This window comes from Pseudobutyrivibrio sp. UC1225 (genome assembly GCF_900115215.1).
Lineage (GTDB): Bacteria > Bacillota > Clostridia > Lachnospirales > Lachnospiraceae > Pseudobutyrivibrio.
Window position 1 is genome coordinate 89,298 of the sequence record NZ_FOVQ01000010.1, and the last position, 19,744, is coordinate 109,041.

Annotated in this window: 9 protein-coding genes and 1 pseudogene; all 10 read right to left on the reverse strand. The window is 40.4% G+C overall.

Features of this window, described 5'->3' with window-relative positions; genetic code table 11:
• Positions 1-2: 2 nt before the first annotated feature.
• Entirely contained in the window at positions 3-3,107 is a 3,105-nt protein-coding gene (locus tag BMZ41_RS12050; protein WP_143071348.1) for a sortase, read from the reverse strand.
• Between the two features lie 2 nt (positions 3,108-3,109).
• A complete protein-coding gene (locus tag BMZ41_RS12065; protein ID WP_176754419.1) occupies positions 3,110-4,405 on the reverse strand; it encodes a class C sortase in 1,296 nt (431 codons plus the stop codon).
• A gap of 98 nt (positions 4,406-4,503) precedes the next feature.
• Positions 4,504-9,636, reverse strand: a complete 5,133-nt coding sequence (locus BMZ41_RS12070; RefSeq protein ID WP_177184219.1) for an LPXTG cell wall anchor domain-containing protein — start codon at positions 9,634-9,636, stop codon at positions 4,504-4,506.
• Between the two features lie 111 nt (positions 9,637-9,747).
• Positions 9,748-11,733 (reverse strand): hypothetical protein, encoded by a 1,986-nt coding sequence (locus BMZ41_RS12075; RefSeq protein WP_090529973.1) that lies wholly within the window; start codon positions 11,731-11,733, stop codon positions 9,748-9,750.
• Between the two features lie 12 nt (positions 11,734-11,745).
• A complete protein-coding gene (locus tag BMZ41_RS15695; RefSeq protein WP_177184220.1) occupies positions 11,746-13,887 on the reverse strand; it encodes a hypothetical protein in 2,142 nt (713 codons plus the stop codon).
• A 69-nt stretch (positions 13,888-13,956) separates the two neighbouring features.
• Positions 13,957-14,778 (reverse strand): LytR/AlgR family response regulator transcription factor, encoded by an 822-nt coding sequence (locus BMZ41_RS12085; RefSeq protein WP_177184221.1) that lies wholly within the window; start codon positions 14,776-14,778, stop codon positions 13,957-13,959.
• Positions 14,759-16,093: a sensor histidine kinase gene (locus BMZ41_RS12090; protein WP_090529979.1), complete on the reverse strand. Its 1,335-nt coding sequence runs from the start codon at positions 16,091-16,093 to the stop codon at positions 14,759-14,761. Before BMZ41_RS12090 ends, BMZ41_RS12085 begins: the two co-directional genes overlap by 20 nt.
• Positions 16,094-16,103: 10 nt before the next feature.
• Positions 16,104-16,814 (reverse strand): hypothetical protein, encoded by a 711-nt coding sequence (locus tag BMZ41_RS15700; protein WP_177184222.1) that lies wholly within the window; start codon positions 16,812-16,814, stop codon positions 16,104-16,106.
• A 156-nt stretch (positions 16,815-16,970) separates the two neighbouring features.
• Complete coding sequence (locus tag BMZ41_RS12100; RefSeq protein WP_090529982.1) at positions 16,971-19,193, reverse strand: SpaA isopeptide-forming pilin-related protein; 2,223 nt, start codon at positions 19,191-19,193, stop codon at positions 16,971-16,973.
• A 278-nt stretch (positions 19,194-19,471) separates the two neighbouring features.
• Positions 19,472-19,744: pseudogene (locus BMZ41_RS12110) on the reverse strand (transposase); the annotation flags it as partial.

Here is a 19,744-nt window from a genome sequence, read left to right on the forward strand (position 1 = left end):
TTCTACCTCTTCAAGTCAAATCTAATTGCTATTCTCTTCTCTCCTGAATAACTACATGTAAACAGTGTTAAATCCCAGTCGCCTGTCAGCATCTCATCGATTTGATCAGGCTCAAGATTCTCCATCAGCTTGCTGGTATATTCGTACTCACTTCCATCCACCAGTGTCAGCTTTGCTGTAATAACCTCCCTGCTGTCAAGGAGATTGAAATCTCCAAACTGACTGTTATAATTGTGACCCACGATTACCAGATTTCCATTTTCTCTCGTGCCATAATATACACAAGGAGTTGTCTTCATATCTGCATCTGTGTAGCTGCTTAATACTGGAAGCTTAATTCCCAGTCGCTCCACTTCAATAACGCCTATATATTCTCTGCCATCTGCAGGAACAATGGACTTATTAGGTGCCACCTCTTCCACAATCTTTTCAGTGGAGGTATCCTCCACGATTGTGATTGATTCCTCTGGAGTCACCTCCTGTTCAAAGGTTGCATCGCCTGAGGTGACCTGACCATCACTGTTATTTCCTGTCAAATTTTCCATCACCTGATTATTACGCTGAATAATCTTCATCTCATCATATACGTGATAGCTGCCAAAGCCAGCACCTGCTAGAAGGCAGATCAATGAAATGACGGTAATGTATTTTACTATCTCTTTTCTTTCATCCTTGGCTTCCTGAATTGCACGGAAAATGAATCCCATCAATCCCATAAATAAAAGAATATATTCCAATCTAAACACTCCTGCCTCAGGAAGCAGTGAGCCTCCTCTGCTCCATGTGATTATATTGTTATCAAAGTCCATATCCATGAAGTAGGCTGCCGAGGTATCCATGTAGAATGCACTTAAATCAACCTCTGAAATACCTGCTGCTGCCAAACCAAAATAATAATCGTTGGAAAGGGAGCCTATTGGCTGAGTCTCATCCACATCATCAGTGGACATTGTAATTCCTATCAGGAAGCTCTCTGTCTTGATAAGGGCTCCATCAACTACTATGGCTGAATTTACTTCCATGTATACGTTTCTGTCAGTTCTGATTCCCTCAATCTGACCATTAGGGTCAGCCACCTCGCTGTAGCATACATTATTATGAGCAACAATATAGCCATTAACTCTTAAACGGCTTCCATCCTTTAAATAAATACCTGCTGCAGGGTCCCCAGCTGTAGCACCAAGGAGTGCAACATTTCCTGTGAGAACAGTACCCGTACCTGATGAACCTATAAGGGAAAGAGTAGCTCCAGAATCAACGGTAATCATAGAGCCTACAGCTACCTGACTTTCGGAAATATATCCATTGATTGTACAATCATTGAATATCAGCTCGCCTCCTGATACAGCAAACATTGTTCCATCAAATCCAGCTGTGCCTGCTCCACCTCGAGTAAAATTAATATTGTCGATCTGTACCACTGGGTCATAGCCTTCACCATTGCCTGTCAGAGTATATGTCTGTGATATGGCAACGCTGGAAACTACTGTATCATTTATAACAATAACAGTCTTTGCCCCATCATTTGATTTACTGAGACTCTCAGCTGTGCTAAATGCCTCTGCAAAGGTTGAGCAGTAGTAGTCTGTTGCTCCTACCATCTGCAGTGTCACCTTGAATACTGCTGAGCACAAACCATAGCCCTGAACAGAATAGCCGCCGATTGAAAGGGCCTTATCCATCAGAACCATACTGTTTGGACAAACAACACTACCCTCATTTCCATCTTTATAAAGACTGTCGTAAACAAAGAAACCGTTGTTAACATTAAAGGTAGTTCTGTTATCAAAAAGACTACCTGATGAATTAATCAAAAATGCATCGTTTACTGTAACTGTAGAAAAACCACTGCATAATACACCACTTGAAATATTGTAATAACCCGTTGTAAATGTCAGTGTATCTGAACCAGCAAAGAGCTGACCACTTGTACCTGAGACGCCACCCGGTCTGGTGTTATCTCCACCGTAATTAATTCCAGAGGTGGTGCTGTCCCTAAAGGTGACACTACTGCTACTGAAATCAAGATATGCTCCTGAATCAACAGAAATCCTGTGTCCTTTTACATCAATGATAAAGTTACAGTTATTTTCAACAGTAATAGTAGAGGAAACATCTATTTCATCCCTGATTTCAATAACGGGAACATAGTTAGAATCCTCCTGACTGTGAACCTCATCGGCAACTGCCTTTGCTCCATTCAGTGCCTCCTCAAGTGTAAGGAACTTTGCAGTCTTTTCCTCTCCATGAATAGAGTACTGAATAATAGCTGCATATTCCCGCTCAACACCTTTACATTTGGTGTAATCCTCGGCACAACACTCACAGCTTAAGTCCACTTCACCTTCTTCGCATAAGTACTCACAGGTACATTCCTTTTCTTCCTCTTCTTTAAAGGCACATTTGGTAAAGTCCTTGGCACATACAGGACATGTCTCATCAAACTCTGCCGAATTACAAAGTGCTGTACAGGTGCACTCTTCTTCCTCTTCCTCGCCTTCCTCTGGGTCCTCTTCCTTAGGTGAACATTCATTGTAATCCTCAGAACAAACCGGACACTCAGAATTTACTTCATCCTCTGTACAATGTGTTGTACAAATGCAGCCATTATCCTCTTCCTCCTCTCCTGGTTCAGGAGTAGGATTTACCTCTGGGGTTGGTGTTACTTCTGGATCTGGTGTTGGTGTCACTTCTGGATCATCTGGATCCGGAGTTGGTGTCACTTCTGGATCATCTGGATTTGGCGTTGGTGTCACTTCTGGATCATCTGGATTTGGCGTTGGGGTAGGATCAGCCTCTGGAACCGGCGTAACAGTTGGGTCTTCTGGATCCCCTCCATCTGAAGGTATTGGAATTGGTTCAGGTGCAGGCTCTGGAGTTTGAGCTCCACCATCCTCTCCACCACCTGCTGATGTAAGCACTACATCACCATTTGGATTAGATAAGTTTTCATCTGAGCCCAACCCGTCTGCAAGGCTCTCATTTAAATCACCATCCTCGGCAACGGTAGTCACAGAAATGGCATTGGAAATAATAAACAAAATCAGCATAGAGCCTGTTACAATAATCAATATGTAGTTCAGGTATTTCTTCCAGGCTCCTAACATGACTACTTTCCTTTCTTGGATTTCTCCAATAGTTCAAATCCTATTCGTAATTCTTCCTTGAAATAATCGTCAAGGTTTTCAAATGCATCCTCAACCTTGCCCTGGTCGATAATTTCATTTATGTTTTCAAACTTAAGATTCTGCTGATTCCTGTCTCTGTCAAATACTGACCAGTCCTGATCAACCTTCTCTAATACCTTATCATCCCACAGTCTTATTGACTCTTCCTCACTATAGTCTACTGACTCATCGTAGAAATCGTATTCATCCCAAGGTCTTTCGCTATCTGATTCTGTAAGCTTATCTGTGTGATTGAGAGTGTCATCCCATCTTCTTCTCTTTGCAAAGGTGTCTGCCTCATGAGTAACACTATCCATTTCCCAGTTTGCTCTGGTAGCCATTTCGGAAACCTTAATGGCCGCCTTACAAACCTCCTCGATATTGTCATCCCAAGGTCTTATATATGCCTTTGGTGTAGGCACTGGTGGGAAAAGCAGAACTGGTACTGCTACAAATACGAATATAGAACCCATAACTGCTGCAATAACATTTACAACCTGTTCACGGGTAAGTCCGTATTTCAGTGCTGATGAGTCCGTGTTCTCAATTACCTCCTCAGCCTTTTCATCCTCTATTCTAACTCCTCGTATCATAAGTCGATGAGTGTTCTCACCGTAAGGAGTGCATGTGACCAATGTAACGTAATCCATTTCTGGATCGATTGCTAAAGGTGATAAATCATTTGGTAATACTGTTACTATCTGATCTATCTGATAAAAGTGCTCCTCACCTAAAACGATGATGGAGAAAACATCTCCCACTTCCATTCTGTCCAGATTTGTGAAAAGTACGGCGCTTGGTAATCCTCTGTGACCTGAGAGACCACAATGGGTACCAACTCCACCTGTTGGAAGTGATGTTCCTTCAATGTGTCCAACGTACTTCTGTAATACGTCCTCTGTAGTACCATGGAAAACCGGCAGGTTTAAGCCCAACTTGTCAATCTTCAGATAACACATCATTCCACTTCCATCTACATCCAAAGTAGAATAATATTCATCCTTCATTTCCTCGGTCATGTCTGCAAAACGACCTACTGGATTTGATAAAAGTGTGGTGTTATAGTCTTCTGTTTCATGAAACAGCACCTGTCTTGTTTCCTCATTCATCTGAGCTACTGTTTCATCGTATTCATTAATTGATTTTGAACTGTTCTTCTGGTTAAAAAAGTCAGAAATGTTGGGATACAAAAGTATTCCTAGTCCCACTACGAAAACTAGGATTAAAAGTAAATTCATGTAATTGAATTTCCTTCGAACACCCATGCCATCCCTCAAAAGTAAACAGGCAGAAGGCAGTTAACTGCCTCCTGCCCATTTTTTGTTAGAATAAGAAACTACATATAACTATTTTTCTTTCTCTTGGCAAGTATTACGATAAGTACTGCTGCCATGATGATGATACCGATAATTGTGAATAACAATGTACCAATACCACCAGTACTTGGAAGTGTAAGCCCCTGATAGTTCTTTACATTAATTCCATAAATACCATCTGAATATCCCTGATAGTACTTAATTACTTCCTGTTCATTTTCTGTAGTCTTTACTGCTACTGCATCTACAATACCTTCCTCTGTTGGGTCAACCTCGTTAGCTGAGTAGAAAATAACGTCTGTGTCATAAGCTGCATTTTCTGCCATCTCATGCTGCTCTACTGACAGCTTGTTAATTTCAAATCTCATTGCCTCTGTAAGAGCGTTGTAACCCTGTGGAGATACTGTCTCGATTAATACATATGAAGCATCCTCTAATCCATCGATTAAAACACCTTCTTCTGTATCAATTGAATAGATTGTATTATCAAGTACTGTCTGAGACTCTTCACCTGCTGCATTTGTTCCAACCTGATCTGCAAGTGCCATCTGCTTGTAAACGATTACATTGTAGTGTTTCTCGTCGATATCATCTGTTCCTGCTGGAACCTGAACATATCTAAAGTAAGTATTAAGTCCACCCTCAAAGGTTGTGCCTGATGCTTCAAGCTTATCTAGTGTATCAAGTGTTACAGGTGTTTCACTGTCGTCTGTAGGAATTTCTTCTGTCTTTGATGAGTACTCACCGTTAGCTGCATAACCACCAAACTTATAGAATTCCCAGTTAGAAGGTGAAGGCTCTGCTGTAAATGTAGCTGTTGTAGCGCCTTCCTTTGTCATATCAGGAACATATACATATGCTTCCTTGTAAAGATTGAACTGTGCACCGATAAGGTACTTGGTTGGATTTGATTCTCCATCAGTCTTTACAATTCTCATTCCATATGTGTAGGCTCTTACTGTATCGTCTACTGAGCTGTAATGTCCTGCAATATCACTTCTATACCAGAGGTGCACAGTATTTGTATTGTTCTGTGAGCCTGGCTGGCAATCATCTGTAACTGTAGCTTTGTAAGTAAGACCGATGTACTTATAAATCTGTTCCCACTTACCTTCCTCATTGATTTCTACAAGCTTTGAGTAATCAAATGAGATTGCAAAAATGTTCTTGCTGGTAGCTCTTGCAAATGTTCCTATAGTCTGGATTCCTGTTGCAGTCTTATAAGCACTTGTTATAGATGCGTCTGGAAGTCCTGTAGCATTTGCCTCTGTACTTGCTGTACCAGTTGTTAATAATTCAATGCTTCCTTCCTTTTCGTTGTAAACGTACCATGTAAGATTGTATACATTACCGTTCTTTACAATATGCTTGATAATGTAATATCCGTTCTTATCTGTACTATCCTTGAACCATACAACACCTTCACCAGCTTCTGATGAATATGGAGATGCAATAAGGCTTATGTATGAGTTTGCTGGAGGTGCAACCCACTCGCCAGCTTCTGTAAGAGAATCACCCAAGTAGATCTCTATAGTACTTGGATCAAGTGTGAATGCAGATGACATATCATCAGTAATATTAAACTTGTAATTTGCATTCCAGTCGTATCCAGTGTATAAATCTCCATCTTCCTTGGTGTATACAACACCGCCGTTGATTGGATAGTAGCTAGGAATCTCACCAGCGATTTCGAATGTAACTGTCTCACCAGTTCTTACTACATCATAGTCCATCTCGTTGATGCGCTTATCTACTGTCACATCAGCGTACTTAAGTGTAGCTTCAAGGTCACCTGTAAGATAGTAAACACCCATAGGTCCCTGAATCTCTGGAACTGCTGAAAGTGTAAGTACTGAGTATGATCTACCTATTGTAGGGTTTTCACCCTTGATTAAGTACATACCATAAGCAACGTTTGTAATCTTTGCGTAGTTCTCATTAGTTGTCTGATTTTGAAACTTACTAATGTACTGATCGTTAACCTTGTATGTTGTTCCTATTCCAGACTTATCTCTTGTGTTATAAGCCCATGTAAGGAAATCTGCCTGCTCCTTTGCATTTAACTCTGTAAACTGCTGTGGAGTTGTAGGAATGTTATCATTACCTGTATCAAGTGAATAGTTTCCTAAGTAGCTGTAAAGGTTTGGAACCCATTCCAAATCACTCCAGGTCATTGTTGTATCATCGTAACTTACAGATGCAATTCTATATACTGAAAGAACATCTGCTGAGTCTCTAAGATGAATAATGAACTCTGCTGTGCCATTTGGTGTTGCCTTCTGGACACCAGTACTAACTCCATCACTGTTTCCAAGGCTGATTGTTGTAGCTGCATTTGCATTCATTGAAGGTACAAGAAGTGACAATATCATCAAAGCTATAGCCATGAATGATGCTGCGTTCTTAGCCAGCTTCTTTCTTCTTGCAATTACAAATACAATTGCTCCACCCATAATAATCAAACCTATTAATGTGAATAATAATGTACCAATTCCACCAGTACTTGGAAGTGTTAAACCACTGTAGTTCTTGATAATGAAGTGGTAAATACCATCCTGGTTATCATCCTGTGTTGTTTCTCCAAGTGCGTTCTCATATACATCTGACAAGAAGCTTGCATAAGAATTACCTCTTTCTGTATAGAGCTCGTCGGAAATCTGATTTACCTCAAAGTAAATTGCTGTACTTAACTTGTTATATCCACCTGCTGGTGCAGTTTTCTCAATCATGAGATACTTATTTGGATCAAATCCTGTAAGTAAAACACCATCGCCATCAGCAACTGATGTTGTATCTGCCCAGAATAATGAGTATGCATCCAAGTGCCAGTGTGCTCCTGTATGAACTGCACATTCATTAGCTTCTACCCATCTAGGTACAAATACTACGAAATCACTTTCAAAGTCTTCTGCCTGATCCCATGACTTTCCATTAGCAATTGTCTTAGCCTTTGGAACGATGTAATCAAGAAGAATATTTCCACCGTATCCGCTATGTAATGAATTAAGTGTTTCTACGTTAGTATATAAATCTGCGAAATTATACTTATTTGTAAATGTAGCAGCTGTAGTGTATGAACCAAGCTGTCCAAATGCAGACTGGATAGCACCACCGATAACTGTTGCATCTGTAAGAGCCATCTTCTGAGTCATCTCATACTTCATTGCTCTCTGAAGTACTTCTGCATACTGTCTGTATGACTCTCCATATCTCTTTGAAATATCAGAACTGTCTACTGATGTAACTGGATAAGTGGCATCGTCGTAGAATGAGAATGTATTATATGCTCTCTCTGCTGGTGAAGAGTTCTGATCTGTATTTGCAGAACCACCACAGTATGTTGTATCTAAACGATAGATGTCGAATACAGCGCCCTCCAGATAAGGTGTCTTTCCGGATTCAAGCTGTGCTGCCTGCTGCTCTGGCTGAAGCTTCTCAAAGTCAGAATAAGCTTCGCCGTCTACCTTGACGATGTTTGCACCGTATGTCCATGCAACTACTTCATCCTCAACAGTACCGATTGTTCCTGATGTATCTTCAACATAATATGCTGTTACTGTATTTGTATTGTCGTTATTTCCAAGGTATGCTGAATCATTTACTAAAGCATCATATTTTACCTGAACCTTGCTAGGTAATGTAAAGTTTTCATCCTGAACATAGTTAGCATTTCCAGTAATCTTCTGAGCATAAGTAGCTTCATTCATAAGAGTCTCATAATAGAACTCTACTGAAATAAGAGACTTAGTTGTATCTGAAAGAACAAACTTTGGTGCATTTGAAGAAGTAATGTATGAGCTTGGAATCTGATTGTCTGAACCAAGCTGGTTGTTAATAGCTATTAAGTCATTAGTATTAAATGTATATGTGCCATTAGTCTTAGTCTTCTGAAGTGGAACCTTATTGAGCTTTCCTCCATTATTTACCCAAACAGTAATCTGTGAGCTGGAATCTTCTGTAATGTAGAAGTAAGCCTTCTGATTTTCTTCACCACTGTAATAAACAGGATAACTATAACCAATAAGAGTTGCTTCATAAGTACCATTTGCATCACGGGCTGTTCTATTACCATACTGCTCACCTACAAGCGCTGCCATAGGATGATACTCTCTTCCCTGTGAGTCAAAATATGTAAGTGTTGCTGATGTGGCAATAAGGGTAAAGCCCTGTGTCATATCATCAATAGCATTGAACTTTGTATAATCAAATGTATTACCAGTCTTGTTATAAAGAGGAATGTCAATATCTACTCTAAATGAAACAATCTCACCTTCTCTGATAATATCGCTATCAGATTCGTTGATTTTCTTTCCGATGCTGATTGATTCGTTCTTAAGTGTAGCTGTTTTATTATTATCGATATACCAATGACCTGAAGGACCTGTCTGTTCTGGAATAAGCTCTACTACTACAGGCTGATAACCACCGCCTGAAGCTCTGGCTGGATTTGTAGCGTGTACAAAATACAAACCAAACTGCAGCTTGCTGATTTCATAAGCGTTACCAGAAAGACCAATTTTAACCTCTGAGCCTGAAATATCATTAAGGTTAGCTTCTGGGTCACTTGCAATCTTAGATTCAACTGTTGAACCATCAAGATGTGCAACAGCTGTCATCTGTCCAAGAGCTGTAGCATTCTTATCAACTACGATGTCATAATCTGATTTCATAGCATTGATAAGAGTGATGAGCTTCTTTTCCTTTGCAGCCTTAGCTGCCTTCTCTGCATTTTCCTTAGCCTCACCTGAAAGGGTCTGGTCTACTGTATACGCACCCAGAGCTGTAGGAGAAGCGTAGTCTGGATCGTTGGCAAACTGCTCATGTGACTGAATAAAGTTTGCAACAGGAGTAATCCACTGAACATCAATGGATGTGATTCCGTTTGCCTCATTATCAGTAGCTACGATGTTTACCAAATTGTACAGAGTAAAGCTGTCATCTGCTCTCTTTACGTTGAGAACAAAGCCAGTTCTGTCTGGTGTGTTTGCAGCAACAGAAACCTCAGTATGATCGAAGTTCTCTTCCTGATTGCTTACACTAGTACTTCTCTGAATCAGTTTTGTGTTGCTATCAGCGTTAACAACCAATACTGAACTGAAAGTAAGAACTATAAGTGTTAGTAATGCGGCTAATCGCTTTCCTTTTCCTTTCATGATTTTTTCCTCCTTATCTGACGTAGTATATCGCATAGAATTCTCTTCTATATGCCATATAATAAACCGTTACTAGTTACAAACTAGTTACAAAGAAAATCTTTTTTATATTTATTTTTGTAACACCCTGTTTTGGTGTAACAGCTTGAGATTTTCCCGTTTTCTGGCTGCCTGAGCAATGGCTGCTGCTGCAAACAGCATAATCAGAATTCCTGCTGTACGTCCTGTTTCTTGCCCACTGTCACCAGTGGCAGGAAGATAAACCGTCTTGTAATCTAACCAGACCAAATCAAATACGCAATTTCCTTCCATATATTCCTCATCCTGCCAGTCATCTGACTCAATGATGTAGGATAACTCTGAAAGGGCAAAGCCCGGAACGTGGTCTGTCTGCACTATCAGATATTCGCCGGCTATAATTCCACCTATGGCTATCTGGGCCTCATCGTTCAGATCCAACAGTGCATATTCTGTATATTCATTAGTTACATTCAAATCAGAATCATAGATAAGCTGAACCTTATCTTTATTCTCTACTGCAACCTGTGTAACAGCTTCGTTAATATCACCTGAATAGGTGTTAGTCTTTTTATATAAGGTAAATTTGTCGTCAAGCATTCTAGGCGCTGTCGCCAAAATCTCATCGCCACTCTTCAGATAGGAATCTGCATATCCCATACAGGCAGTTAGTCTGATTCCATAGGCTGCAGCCCTTGCAGATTCTTTAATAACCGCTCTGAGATTCTTATCCAGCGGACTGACTGAATAGCTAAGACAAGTATAGATGTCATACCATCCGTCAGGTGTACTGTACTGATTCTTCTTGGCGCTGATTTTAGCCTTAAGAGTATCCAGCTCTACCGATGTATCAAGGGATACAATCACAACAGATAATCCACCTGTCTTGAAAATAAGATTGGAGGTATCCACAGAAGTGTCTCCGATAGCCTCAGTTTCCACTGTTACGCCCTCTGGGTCTGTCTGGACCTCCTCAGTGCCCTCTGCTTCTGTAACGTCCTCTGTCTCTTCAACTTCTTCATCTTCTATTGGTTCAACTGGCTCTCCTGTCTCTGCAGCCTGAGCCTCCCTAATCTCCTGTGTGGAGGTATTTCCTCCCTCACCTACAGTCTTAAGGTTCTTTTCCTCAATACTGTACTGCGTTCCATAGGCTTCATTAAACGCCTCCAGAGCAAGCTCTGGTGTGCCATCAGGTCCTGCAAGATGATTTCCGTCTATCTCATAGAAATAATCCTGAGAACCAAAGAAAACAAATTTATCACTGTAATCCCTGTAGAACTGAACATTGCTATAGCTCATCACAGTATAGGCTGAGTCAGGAAGCTTCTCCTCCCCCTCTTCTCCTGAGGCTGTAAGCTCTAAGCTGTCAGCAACATACTCCATTCCATATGGGATAACAAAGGAAACGGTAAGTACCCTTTTACCGTCTGAATACATGCTGTTGTACGATGGCATGGTAATGTCTGATGTTACAGAAACCTGATCGTCCAGCTCTGTCATAGGAACTGTCTCATTTACCATACCCCTGTCACTTGTATCATTTTCGATTGCTGTGGTCATTGAAGGAACACTGTAATTATCCTCTGTGTAGGTAATTGTTTTTTCTGTGCCAGGCTCCAATACGAACCATTCCAAATCGTATACTCTGCTATTTCCCTTAGGCAGGACGATGTAATAGCCTGCATCTGTCTCAACAGTATTTCCACTGCCAACTGCATAGGTAAAGGACTGTCCCTGCAAATTGGCCACACCTGTGGAGGTATTTCTAAGACCATCCAAAAGCAATTCACAGAACTCCTTCGCTGCCCCGGACTTCATTTTAGATAGACCTGTAGGGCTTAAATCCGCGTAGAATTGTCCTGTTCTCTTTTCAGACATCCAGGAGGTTACGGCAAAGGCCCATGAGTAGCTGGCTGAGGATTCATCGTAATTACAGATACGATAAATCTCCACCACATCTCCAACCTCCAGTCCCTGAAAGATTATGCTGGATGAAGCTGCAGCATATGAAGTTGTCCCCCTTAGCATCGAAAGTATTAATGTAAAAACCACCAACAATGCCTTCGTCCTTTTTTTCATCCTTTAGCTACCTCACTGAGCAAAGAATAACCATTTAACGTTTCCATATCCTGATGGCAAACGGAATTGAATAAATTTATCCTCTTCAATATTGTTTGCTTTTACTAAACGTTCATTATCCACAATCATGTCTGTATAGACATCACTGTTGTTTAAATAATAGATTGTTGTTCCCAATACTTTATTTCCTTCAAAGAATACTGCCTGTATAGCGTTATCCTGTGAAGAATATTCTGCTTCCCAATCCAGAGGCTGTGGTATATCTGCTACCGGATCCTCCTCCAAAGCTTCGGCATCACCACAATCTGTTGCTACTATTTCTATAGTAAATTTGGCAATATCTGGATTTACAGGCTTTTCTCTTGTGAATATCCAGCTTTCCCCAGGATTTAAAACAGCTGATTTGGAAGTCCCCATTTCATTCCATATCAGACTGCTTCCTTCACCGTCATCCACATAGACGAAATAGTAATAGTACAGCTGAACAAGATAAGATTTTTCACTTCCAGCTGCATTATGAATCAGGATGTACTCATCATTAATCTGATTCAAAGAATCATAACGGGAATAAATAATATCCTGGTTCATTATTCTGTATTCTACATTTCCGTAGTCAGTCGCATTTGTCTTGTATTGTTCATTAGGAAGAGGCAATGAAAGTATTGCACTCATTGCTGCTTCTTTAATCTTCTCCAATATCTCTTCTTCCTGAGGAGTCATCTGTTGTGAGCTCTGCTGGGAAGTATCTTCATTTTGATTTACATATTCATCAGTCTTTTGGGTTAACCCCTTAAGAGACTCTGTAATTTCATTTATTTTATTTGAAATATCTTCAAACACTGTCGCTGGCGTTGGCTCCGGAGTTGGAGTTGGTGTTGGTGTCGGCGTTGGTGTTGGTGTAGGTGTCGGTGTAGACGTTGGTGTCGGCGTTGGCGTTGGTGTTGGTGTTGGCGTTGGTGTTGGCGTCGGTGTCACCTTTGGGGTTGTCTTTGGAGTTGGTGTTGGTGTAGGTGTTGCAGTTGGTGTTGGTGTAGGTGTTGCAGTTGGCGTTGGTGTCGCCTGCTGCTCACTGACAGTCTGACCTGTTGAACCAGAGGATGAACTGCTGGATCTTGAACCCCCGGATGAACCTGATGAACCTGAGCTAACTGTTGAGCTGCTTGATGAATCCTCAGAACTTGTTACAGGCTCTGGCTCCTTAATCTCACCGAATTCCTGACTATTACCGGCTGGAATGCTTACAGTATTGCTATCTGGATCCACGATGTTAATATCAGCATTTGTATTGTTATAAAGGTTTGTTAATACGTTGTTGCTTGTAAGAAGTATCTTGGTATCCTCAGCACCCTCCTGCATGTAAACATCCACTGTGCTACTGGAGCTCATATCAAGTGGCACCGATGTCTTTACAACGGAGCCGTCTGCTCCACTTTGTACTCTCACTGGGATAAGCTCTGTTCCTGCTCCTGACAGGGCCAGATTTGTCTTACTGAATACATCCAGATTTTCCAGATGACCGTTAACACTTACCGATGCAATAGACTCATCTGCCTCAAGAGATAACTCCTTTACAGTTCCGTATATTTCTACTGCAAGTGTTGAGCCATATGAAATATTAGATATACTTTCAACTACTCCGTCAGACTCCACAATAACATGGCTGGCAGCTGCTTGAAGGATAATGTTATTACCATTGGCATGCTCCACCCATGTATTAGCTGAAATCTGAGATATATTTATGATATTGAAATTGGCATAGTTAGACACTTCAGTGTATGGAGCGTCAACATTCAAAGCCACCTGACTGTAATCACCAGCAGGAATCTCTATAGACTGCTCCTCTTCAGACTGAATTGTAATAGAGCCAATTGATGCATCATCAGAAGACGCAGTAAGCTTCTCATCAAGCTCCTGCTGATTGGTTACAATAATACTGCCGTCATCAGTGTAACTATCTGTAACAGTATATGTGTCAACCACTTCCTCAGTAACCCCCACAGGGATACCCAGGCCTTTGTGTCTGATGGCAATAATCGCTAAAACTACAGCCAAAACTACAACTGCACTTACCACGAGGGCTATAATTATGGACTTTTTTTCATCTTTTTCGAAGGAAATCATACCGCCCCTTCGAACCATTTTGTTTTTTGCCATAAAAAATCCCCATAGACTAATTCCATGTTACATGAATTGTAGTCTATAGGGTGTTACAAACTCGTTACATCACAGCATATCAAGCAAGGTTCCCAATGTTGTCTCTGCCCACGGATATTGCATCATATATTCCTCTGAAAAAGATTTCTTTGCCTTCTCATCTCCCTCAAGGAATTTCAGGTAATCACAGGACATGGACTTTATGTCCACGCTGTAGCAATCCATATCGTTACGGAGAAAATTTGAAATACCAATATCCTCCATGCTCTTTCTAATATCGTTGGCAAGCACCCTTATATAGCCCTTCTTCTCTTCGTTGTCCTCGTCCTCCTCCCAGAGAGCACTTCTAAGCTCTCCTGTGGAGACCATCGCTCCTTTTCGATCTATAAGGTAAGCCACCATTTCTTTGGATTTCTTTCTGGCGAAATGAACTGGATTACCCTTGTGGAAAATCTCGAAGTTTCCAAAACAAATAACCTCCAGCTCTTTTCCTCCTGATTTATCCGACGGCTCTGCTGCTGAGACCTTGTTTCGATTGGCTGTAAGCCTGTCGATTGCAGCCTTCATGTCATCCTTTGACACAGGCTTTAGTATGAATGCCTTTGCCGTAGTCTTCCAAGCATCCAAGCTATAATGGGCATAGCCCGTACAAAAGACTATATCCACATCTGGATTAATCTCAGAAAGTGACTGTGCCAGCTTCAGACCATTCATTCCCGGCATATCCACATCTGAAAAAACCATATCGACATGGTGCAGCTTCATCTGCTCAATGGCTTCAAATGGATCTGAAGCGGTATAAATAGCCGCACTGTCACCCACGATTTCCCTAAGGGTGTCCTCCATTCCCTCTACTATAATTTTTTCATCATCAACTATCAGATACTTCATTCTTCTTACCCTTAGGCACATGAACTATAGCTCTACAGCCCATTCCCACCTGAGACTCAACCTCTAAGTATCCATTAATCATAAATTTAAGTCTGCTATTTGTATTTTTTAATCCTACATGATTTCTGCCATCATCTTTTTCAAGCTCTCTAGAATCAAAGCCTACTCCATTGTCTTCAACCTTTGTGAGATATTCATCTTCATTTTCGTATACACGAATTGAAACCCTGCCTCCCTCTGATTTCTTTGCCACACCATGACGCACTGCATTTTCTACAAGGGTTTCTATTGAAAGAGGAGGCACGCTAAAGTTCTCACAAGAAACGGCTATCTCTACCTCCAAACGGTCACCATAACGAAGCTTTTGCATATACAGATAATGGTTTATAATCTCCATCTCCTCTGTGATAGGGATACATACGTCCATATCATAGGCATCTATATATGAGCGCAGGAATGTGGAAAGATGAACTACAGCTTCTGATGCCAGCTCTGGGTCCTTCCTGCACAAAAACTGAATAACATTCAAATTATTGTAAATAAAGTGAGGCTGAATCTGAGTCCAAAGCATATAGTTTTTAAACTGATTGTTGACGCGCTCATACTCTACCAAATCTTCAGCCTGCTTCAGCATTCGCTGATTTTTTTCAATCTCATAAAACAGATACATCAGCATCAAAGAGATGGTGATGGAAATATTTATGATAGATGAAACCTCCCCTGTCACAACCATAACTACAGCACTACAAACAGGAAAAGACAGATACACCAATAGCGCAAAAAACTGTAGCCTGCTTATGTATTTGCGATAATAAAAAACTATAAACAAAATGAGGGCAAAGCAGGCAAATACTGGGATTAATGCAAGCACATAGCTCTCTCCACGGTGATAAATATTATCCTTATCAAAATAATATATCCTGTGTGTATACTGATCAAAAACAAGGATTACGATGGAAATAACCATCAGAAGTATTCCTAAATACTTAAATGACACAGAAAACTTTCCACCATTATTTACAATCACCGCTTTAAGGTACGCCAAAAAGTATATTTCTAAAAGATAAAGTGTTAAAAAAAGGCCAAAGTTAGCTACTCTGAGAATCACTCTGCTAACATTTCCTGGTTCTCCATTATAAGTAACAGCAAACATATCAAATACCAAAATAATGGTATTCATAAGCAAAAGGTATCCCAGCTGGATATTTTCTCTTTTTTCAACTGTCTTGCCACGGTCAATGGAAAAAGCCGCTATAAGGCAAAATAGCGAGCCCCACAGCTCCAATGCACCGATTCCGACACTTCCTGGTAGCATACTGACCTTTCTACTTTATAAGTGAAATAATAAAGAAGCACATCAAAGCAAGAAGAACAACTATTCCTATTGAATCTGCAATAAGGAAGGTGCTTACAGAAGCAAGCTTCTGTAACACATCGCCAATAGTCTTTGTGCCAAATTTTTCTGCCAGAGTTTCCTTCATACTCTCTGCTGCCAAGCCTACCTGCTCCTTCATAGGCTCTGAATAATCCAGATTGTCCTGCAAAGTTTTTAATCTCTCTTCAATGGCCTGACACTTTGCCTCCACAGGCATATTTACCTCTTCAAGCTCATCCCTAAGTGAAGATTTAAGCTTATCAAGACCATTTAAATTTTCCATTCTTGCAGACATATCATTCAAGGTGGCTGTGATTGCTGTCAAAAGCTCTACATTGTTCTTCTCTGCCTGCTTAATAGCCATCTTAAGGTCCGCATTTTCTGCACGTCTATTTTCAAGGGCATCCTTCAGATTATAAACTTCCTTGCGAAGACGATCGATTTCCTCTCTAATCTGTCTCTCGTCCATGTAGTCTCTGTCGCGGCCTCTGTCATTATTTCTGTCTCGGTCGTAGTCACGGTCCCTGTCATAATCTCTGTCTCGGTCACGTCCTCTATCCCTGTCGTAGTCTCTATCCCTGTCGTAGTCTCTATCCCTGTCTCGGTCATAATCTCTATCTCTGTCGTAATCACGGTCCCTGTCATAACTATTATTTGGCATGTCTTTTACCCCCCTGAATCATATATTTAAAGACACAATAATCTAAATTATGCTGATAAAATTGTAGCATCAAAAAAAGTTCATTCTGTTTCTGAACTGTGAAAAAAAATTAAAGCCAGCTCAGATGCTGCCATCTGAACTGGCTTTTGAAAAGTCTTACATATATGAGCTTGAATCCATTCTTCTCTGTCTGATAATCATAAGCACCAGGGCTGATGACATAATAGAAATACCTATTACCGTGAAAAGAAGAATACCAATACCACCTGTACTTGGAAGTGTCAGACCCTTGTAATTCAATACTCTAAGTGATGTTATACCATTTTCAATAAGCTGCTTGTTATCGTCGTAGCCATCATAGAAGCCACATAAGCTTCCGTTAAATTCAAGCTGTGCTGTCTCATCGTCAATGCGATTAATTGTAAAGAGGATATCCTCTGCTAAAGCGTTATATCCGCTAGGAGCCTTTGTCTCCATCAGGATATAGTTTCCTTCATCAAGACCAGTTATGGTAACACCTGCTTCACTTGCCACTGATGTAATTGAGCCATCAAATGGTGTGCCTGTATTGATGTGGCCTGAAGTATATTTTGTAAATACGAATGCAAGAACATCTCCTTCCTGATATTCTACTCCTGTCTCTGTTGTTCCTGCCTCTGTCTTTGTCTCCTCATATGTGTAATAAATAGTCTCGTCCCTGTTCTCTTCTATGTCCTCTTTGATTTCCTCGTATGTAAACTCAAGCTTATCGGTTTCACTTCCACTCATATCTGCCTGCCATACGAATTCATCATCTATCTTCTTGTATGTATTTACTTCCTTGTAAAGATTAAACTGTGCACCTGCGATTGGGTCATCAGTATCACCGTCGACCTTGATAACCTGAAGTCCATAGCTGTAGCCTCTTACAGTATCACTTATTCCAGAAGTACCCTCATAAACTATTGTAGCTGTGTTGTAGTTGTTCTCTGAATTAACCTCCACAGCATCTGTAACAATTGCCTTATAGGACATTGTTACTATTGCAGAATCATAGCTTCTTCCGTCAGGATCATCCTTAATCATCTGCTTTAAAACACCAACATTGATGTTTAATTTCATGTATGCACAATCTTTGTTGTCAGAATTAGTTTTTGTTCTAACTGGATCCAGTGTATAAACTGGTGCAGATATTTTTATAGCATAATATGTCTGACCATTTTCATATCCATCCAAATCAGCCAGATGCTCACAGCCTGATGTGTAGTCTGCTATATTTTCATCTGTAAGAACGAAGTAGTCCACATCTGCAGTTAAACCACTGCGGTCATATGTAGAATCTGCTATTTCATAATAATCAAAATTAGTTGTAGGGAATGGCTCTGCCACTGAACCAGCCATAGAACCTGTTGTAGTAAAGCTAATATCTCTCTCATCAGCCTCACCATCATTATTTGCATCGTAAATAGTAAATGATGGGCTCATGTAATCCTCAATATACATTGAATACACCTGATCCATTGCTCTGGTGTATGTAACTCTGTCGCTATATAAAGTAGGAAGTGTGATATCGATATCAAAATCAACAATCTCACCTATTCTTACTGCATCAGCCTGCTTGCCATTAATCTTCTTGTCGATTGTAGCATCAGCAGCCTTAAGCTCTGCAAAGTATACTGAATCCACGTAGTAATTTCCCTCAGGGCCGTTTACTCTTGGAGTGAGGTCCTTTACTACAGGAGTAAATCTCTTTGCATCAGCCTTAACCATAACTGCATAAATACCGAGCTCAAGATTATTAAATGAAACCTCAAGTGTTTCTGCATCATCTGCAAGTGTGACACTGTCTCTATATGGATCCAGCTTTCCAGTATATACTGTATTTCCATCAATCTCTTCAGATGAAGAACCATACTCAATTACATTTAATGGCTCCCTGCTATCTCTGTTATAAAGAAGATATTTGTAAAACTCTGTCCATGTAGACTGGCTTGCTGAAGAAAGATTCTTTGGATTTGCATAGGCAGTCTTTATTGTTCCATTTGTAGAATATGTATCATATGTGCTGAGCCAGTTTGAAACCTCTGGTACCCAGTAAGGATCTGAATATTTCTTTGTAACTGTGTCGTAGCTTACTGCTGCAACCTTGTAAATTGTAACTGTCTCCCCTGTGGCTGTGAGCTTTACAACAAGATTTGTAGTAGCACTCTCACTGTCCACCTTAATAGTAGTAGCTGCTCCAGTGCCAGAAGTGTTTGCTCTGTTATTCAGAGAATCCACCTGAAAATCTGCTGCCAGTGTCTGAATAGCAAACATAGGAAAACATGATATTACAAACACCATTACAATTATGAGACTGAATAGTCTGTTTTTGTTTGTTTTTGCGCTTGTTCCCTTCATATTTCCACCTTCCTATCACCTGCAAGTAAGGCTACTATCTTTATGATGACATCATTTTATACTAGGGGCTGTTACAAAGCCGTTACATTTTATAAGTATTTTTCTTTGTAATTTACTGTAATCAAAAAATACCCAGAGGATATTTAAATCCTCTGGGTATTCAGACTGTAGACAAAGAGTATGCTGCAAAACTTCGTTTTGCAGCATACTTTCCTTTTTTCTAAGATTATATTTTGATTTTTGTGTAAAAAGGCCTTCCTTTAGGCCATTTTCAAATCCCATTCTTGCTGTATTTTTGCCAGTTTCTTTAAATTCATACACGCAAAGGTAAGCGCGACTTTCATTGTCATGCGCGCCTTACCATACATCTGTGTATATCTAAAACCATGATTCTCTTTAGCTGTTCCAAAGATTCTTTCAATGGTTTCTTTTCTGTGAGAGTATAAATCTTTCATTCCTAAGGTATGTCTTATATCTTCACATGCTTCCATGTATTCTTCCCAGACATGTCGTGTTACAACTTTTACATGAGTTTTACTTGCTGTGCACTG

Excerpts from the sequence above, each read along its gene's own strand:
- BMZ41_RS12070 (WP_177184219.1), bottom strand. The coding sequence starts at position 9,636 with ATGAAAGGAAAAGGAAAGCGATTAGCCGCATTACTAACACTTATAGTT.
- BMZ41_RS12050 (WP_143071348.1), bottom strand. The coding sequence starts at position 3,107 with ATGTTAGGAGCCTGGAAGAAATACCTGAACTACATATTGATTATTGTA.
- BMZ41_RS15700 (WP_177184222.1), bottom strand. The coding sequence starts at position 16,814 with ATGCCAAATAATAGTTATGACAGGGACCGTGATTACGACAGAGATAGA.
- BMZ41_RS12075 (WP_090529973.1), bottom strand. The coding sequence starts at position 11,733 with ATGAAAAAAAGGACGAAGGCATTGTTGGTGGTTTTTACATTAATACTT.
- BMZ41_RS12090 (WP_090529979.1), bottom strand. The coding sequence starts at position 16,093 with ATGCTACCAGGAAGTGTCGGAATCGGTGCATTGGAGCTGTGGGGCTCG.
- BMZ41_RS12100 (WP_090529982.1), bottom strand. The coding sequence starts at position 19,193 with ATGAAGGGAACAAGCGCAAAAACAAACAAAAACAGACTATTCAGTCTC.
- BMZ41_RS12085 (WP_177184221.1), bottom strand. The coding sequence starts at position 14,778 with ATGAAGTATCTGATAGTTGATGATGAAAAAATTATAGTAGAGGGAATG.
- BMZ41_RS15695 (WP_177184220.1), bottom strand. The coding sequence starts at position 13,887 with ATGGCAAAAAACAAAATGGTTCGAAGGGGCGGTATGATTTCCTTCGAA.
- BMZ41_RS12065 (WP_176754419.1), bottom strand. The coding sequence starts at position 4,405 with ATGAATTTACTTTTAATCCTAGTTTTCGTAGTGGGACTAGGAATACTT.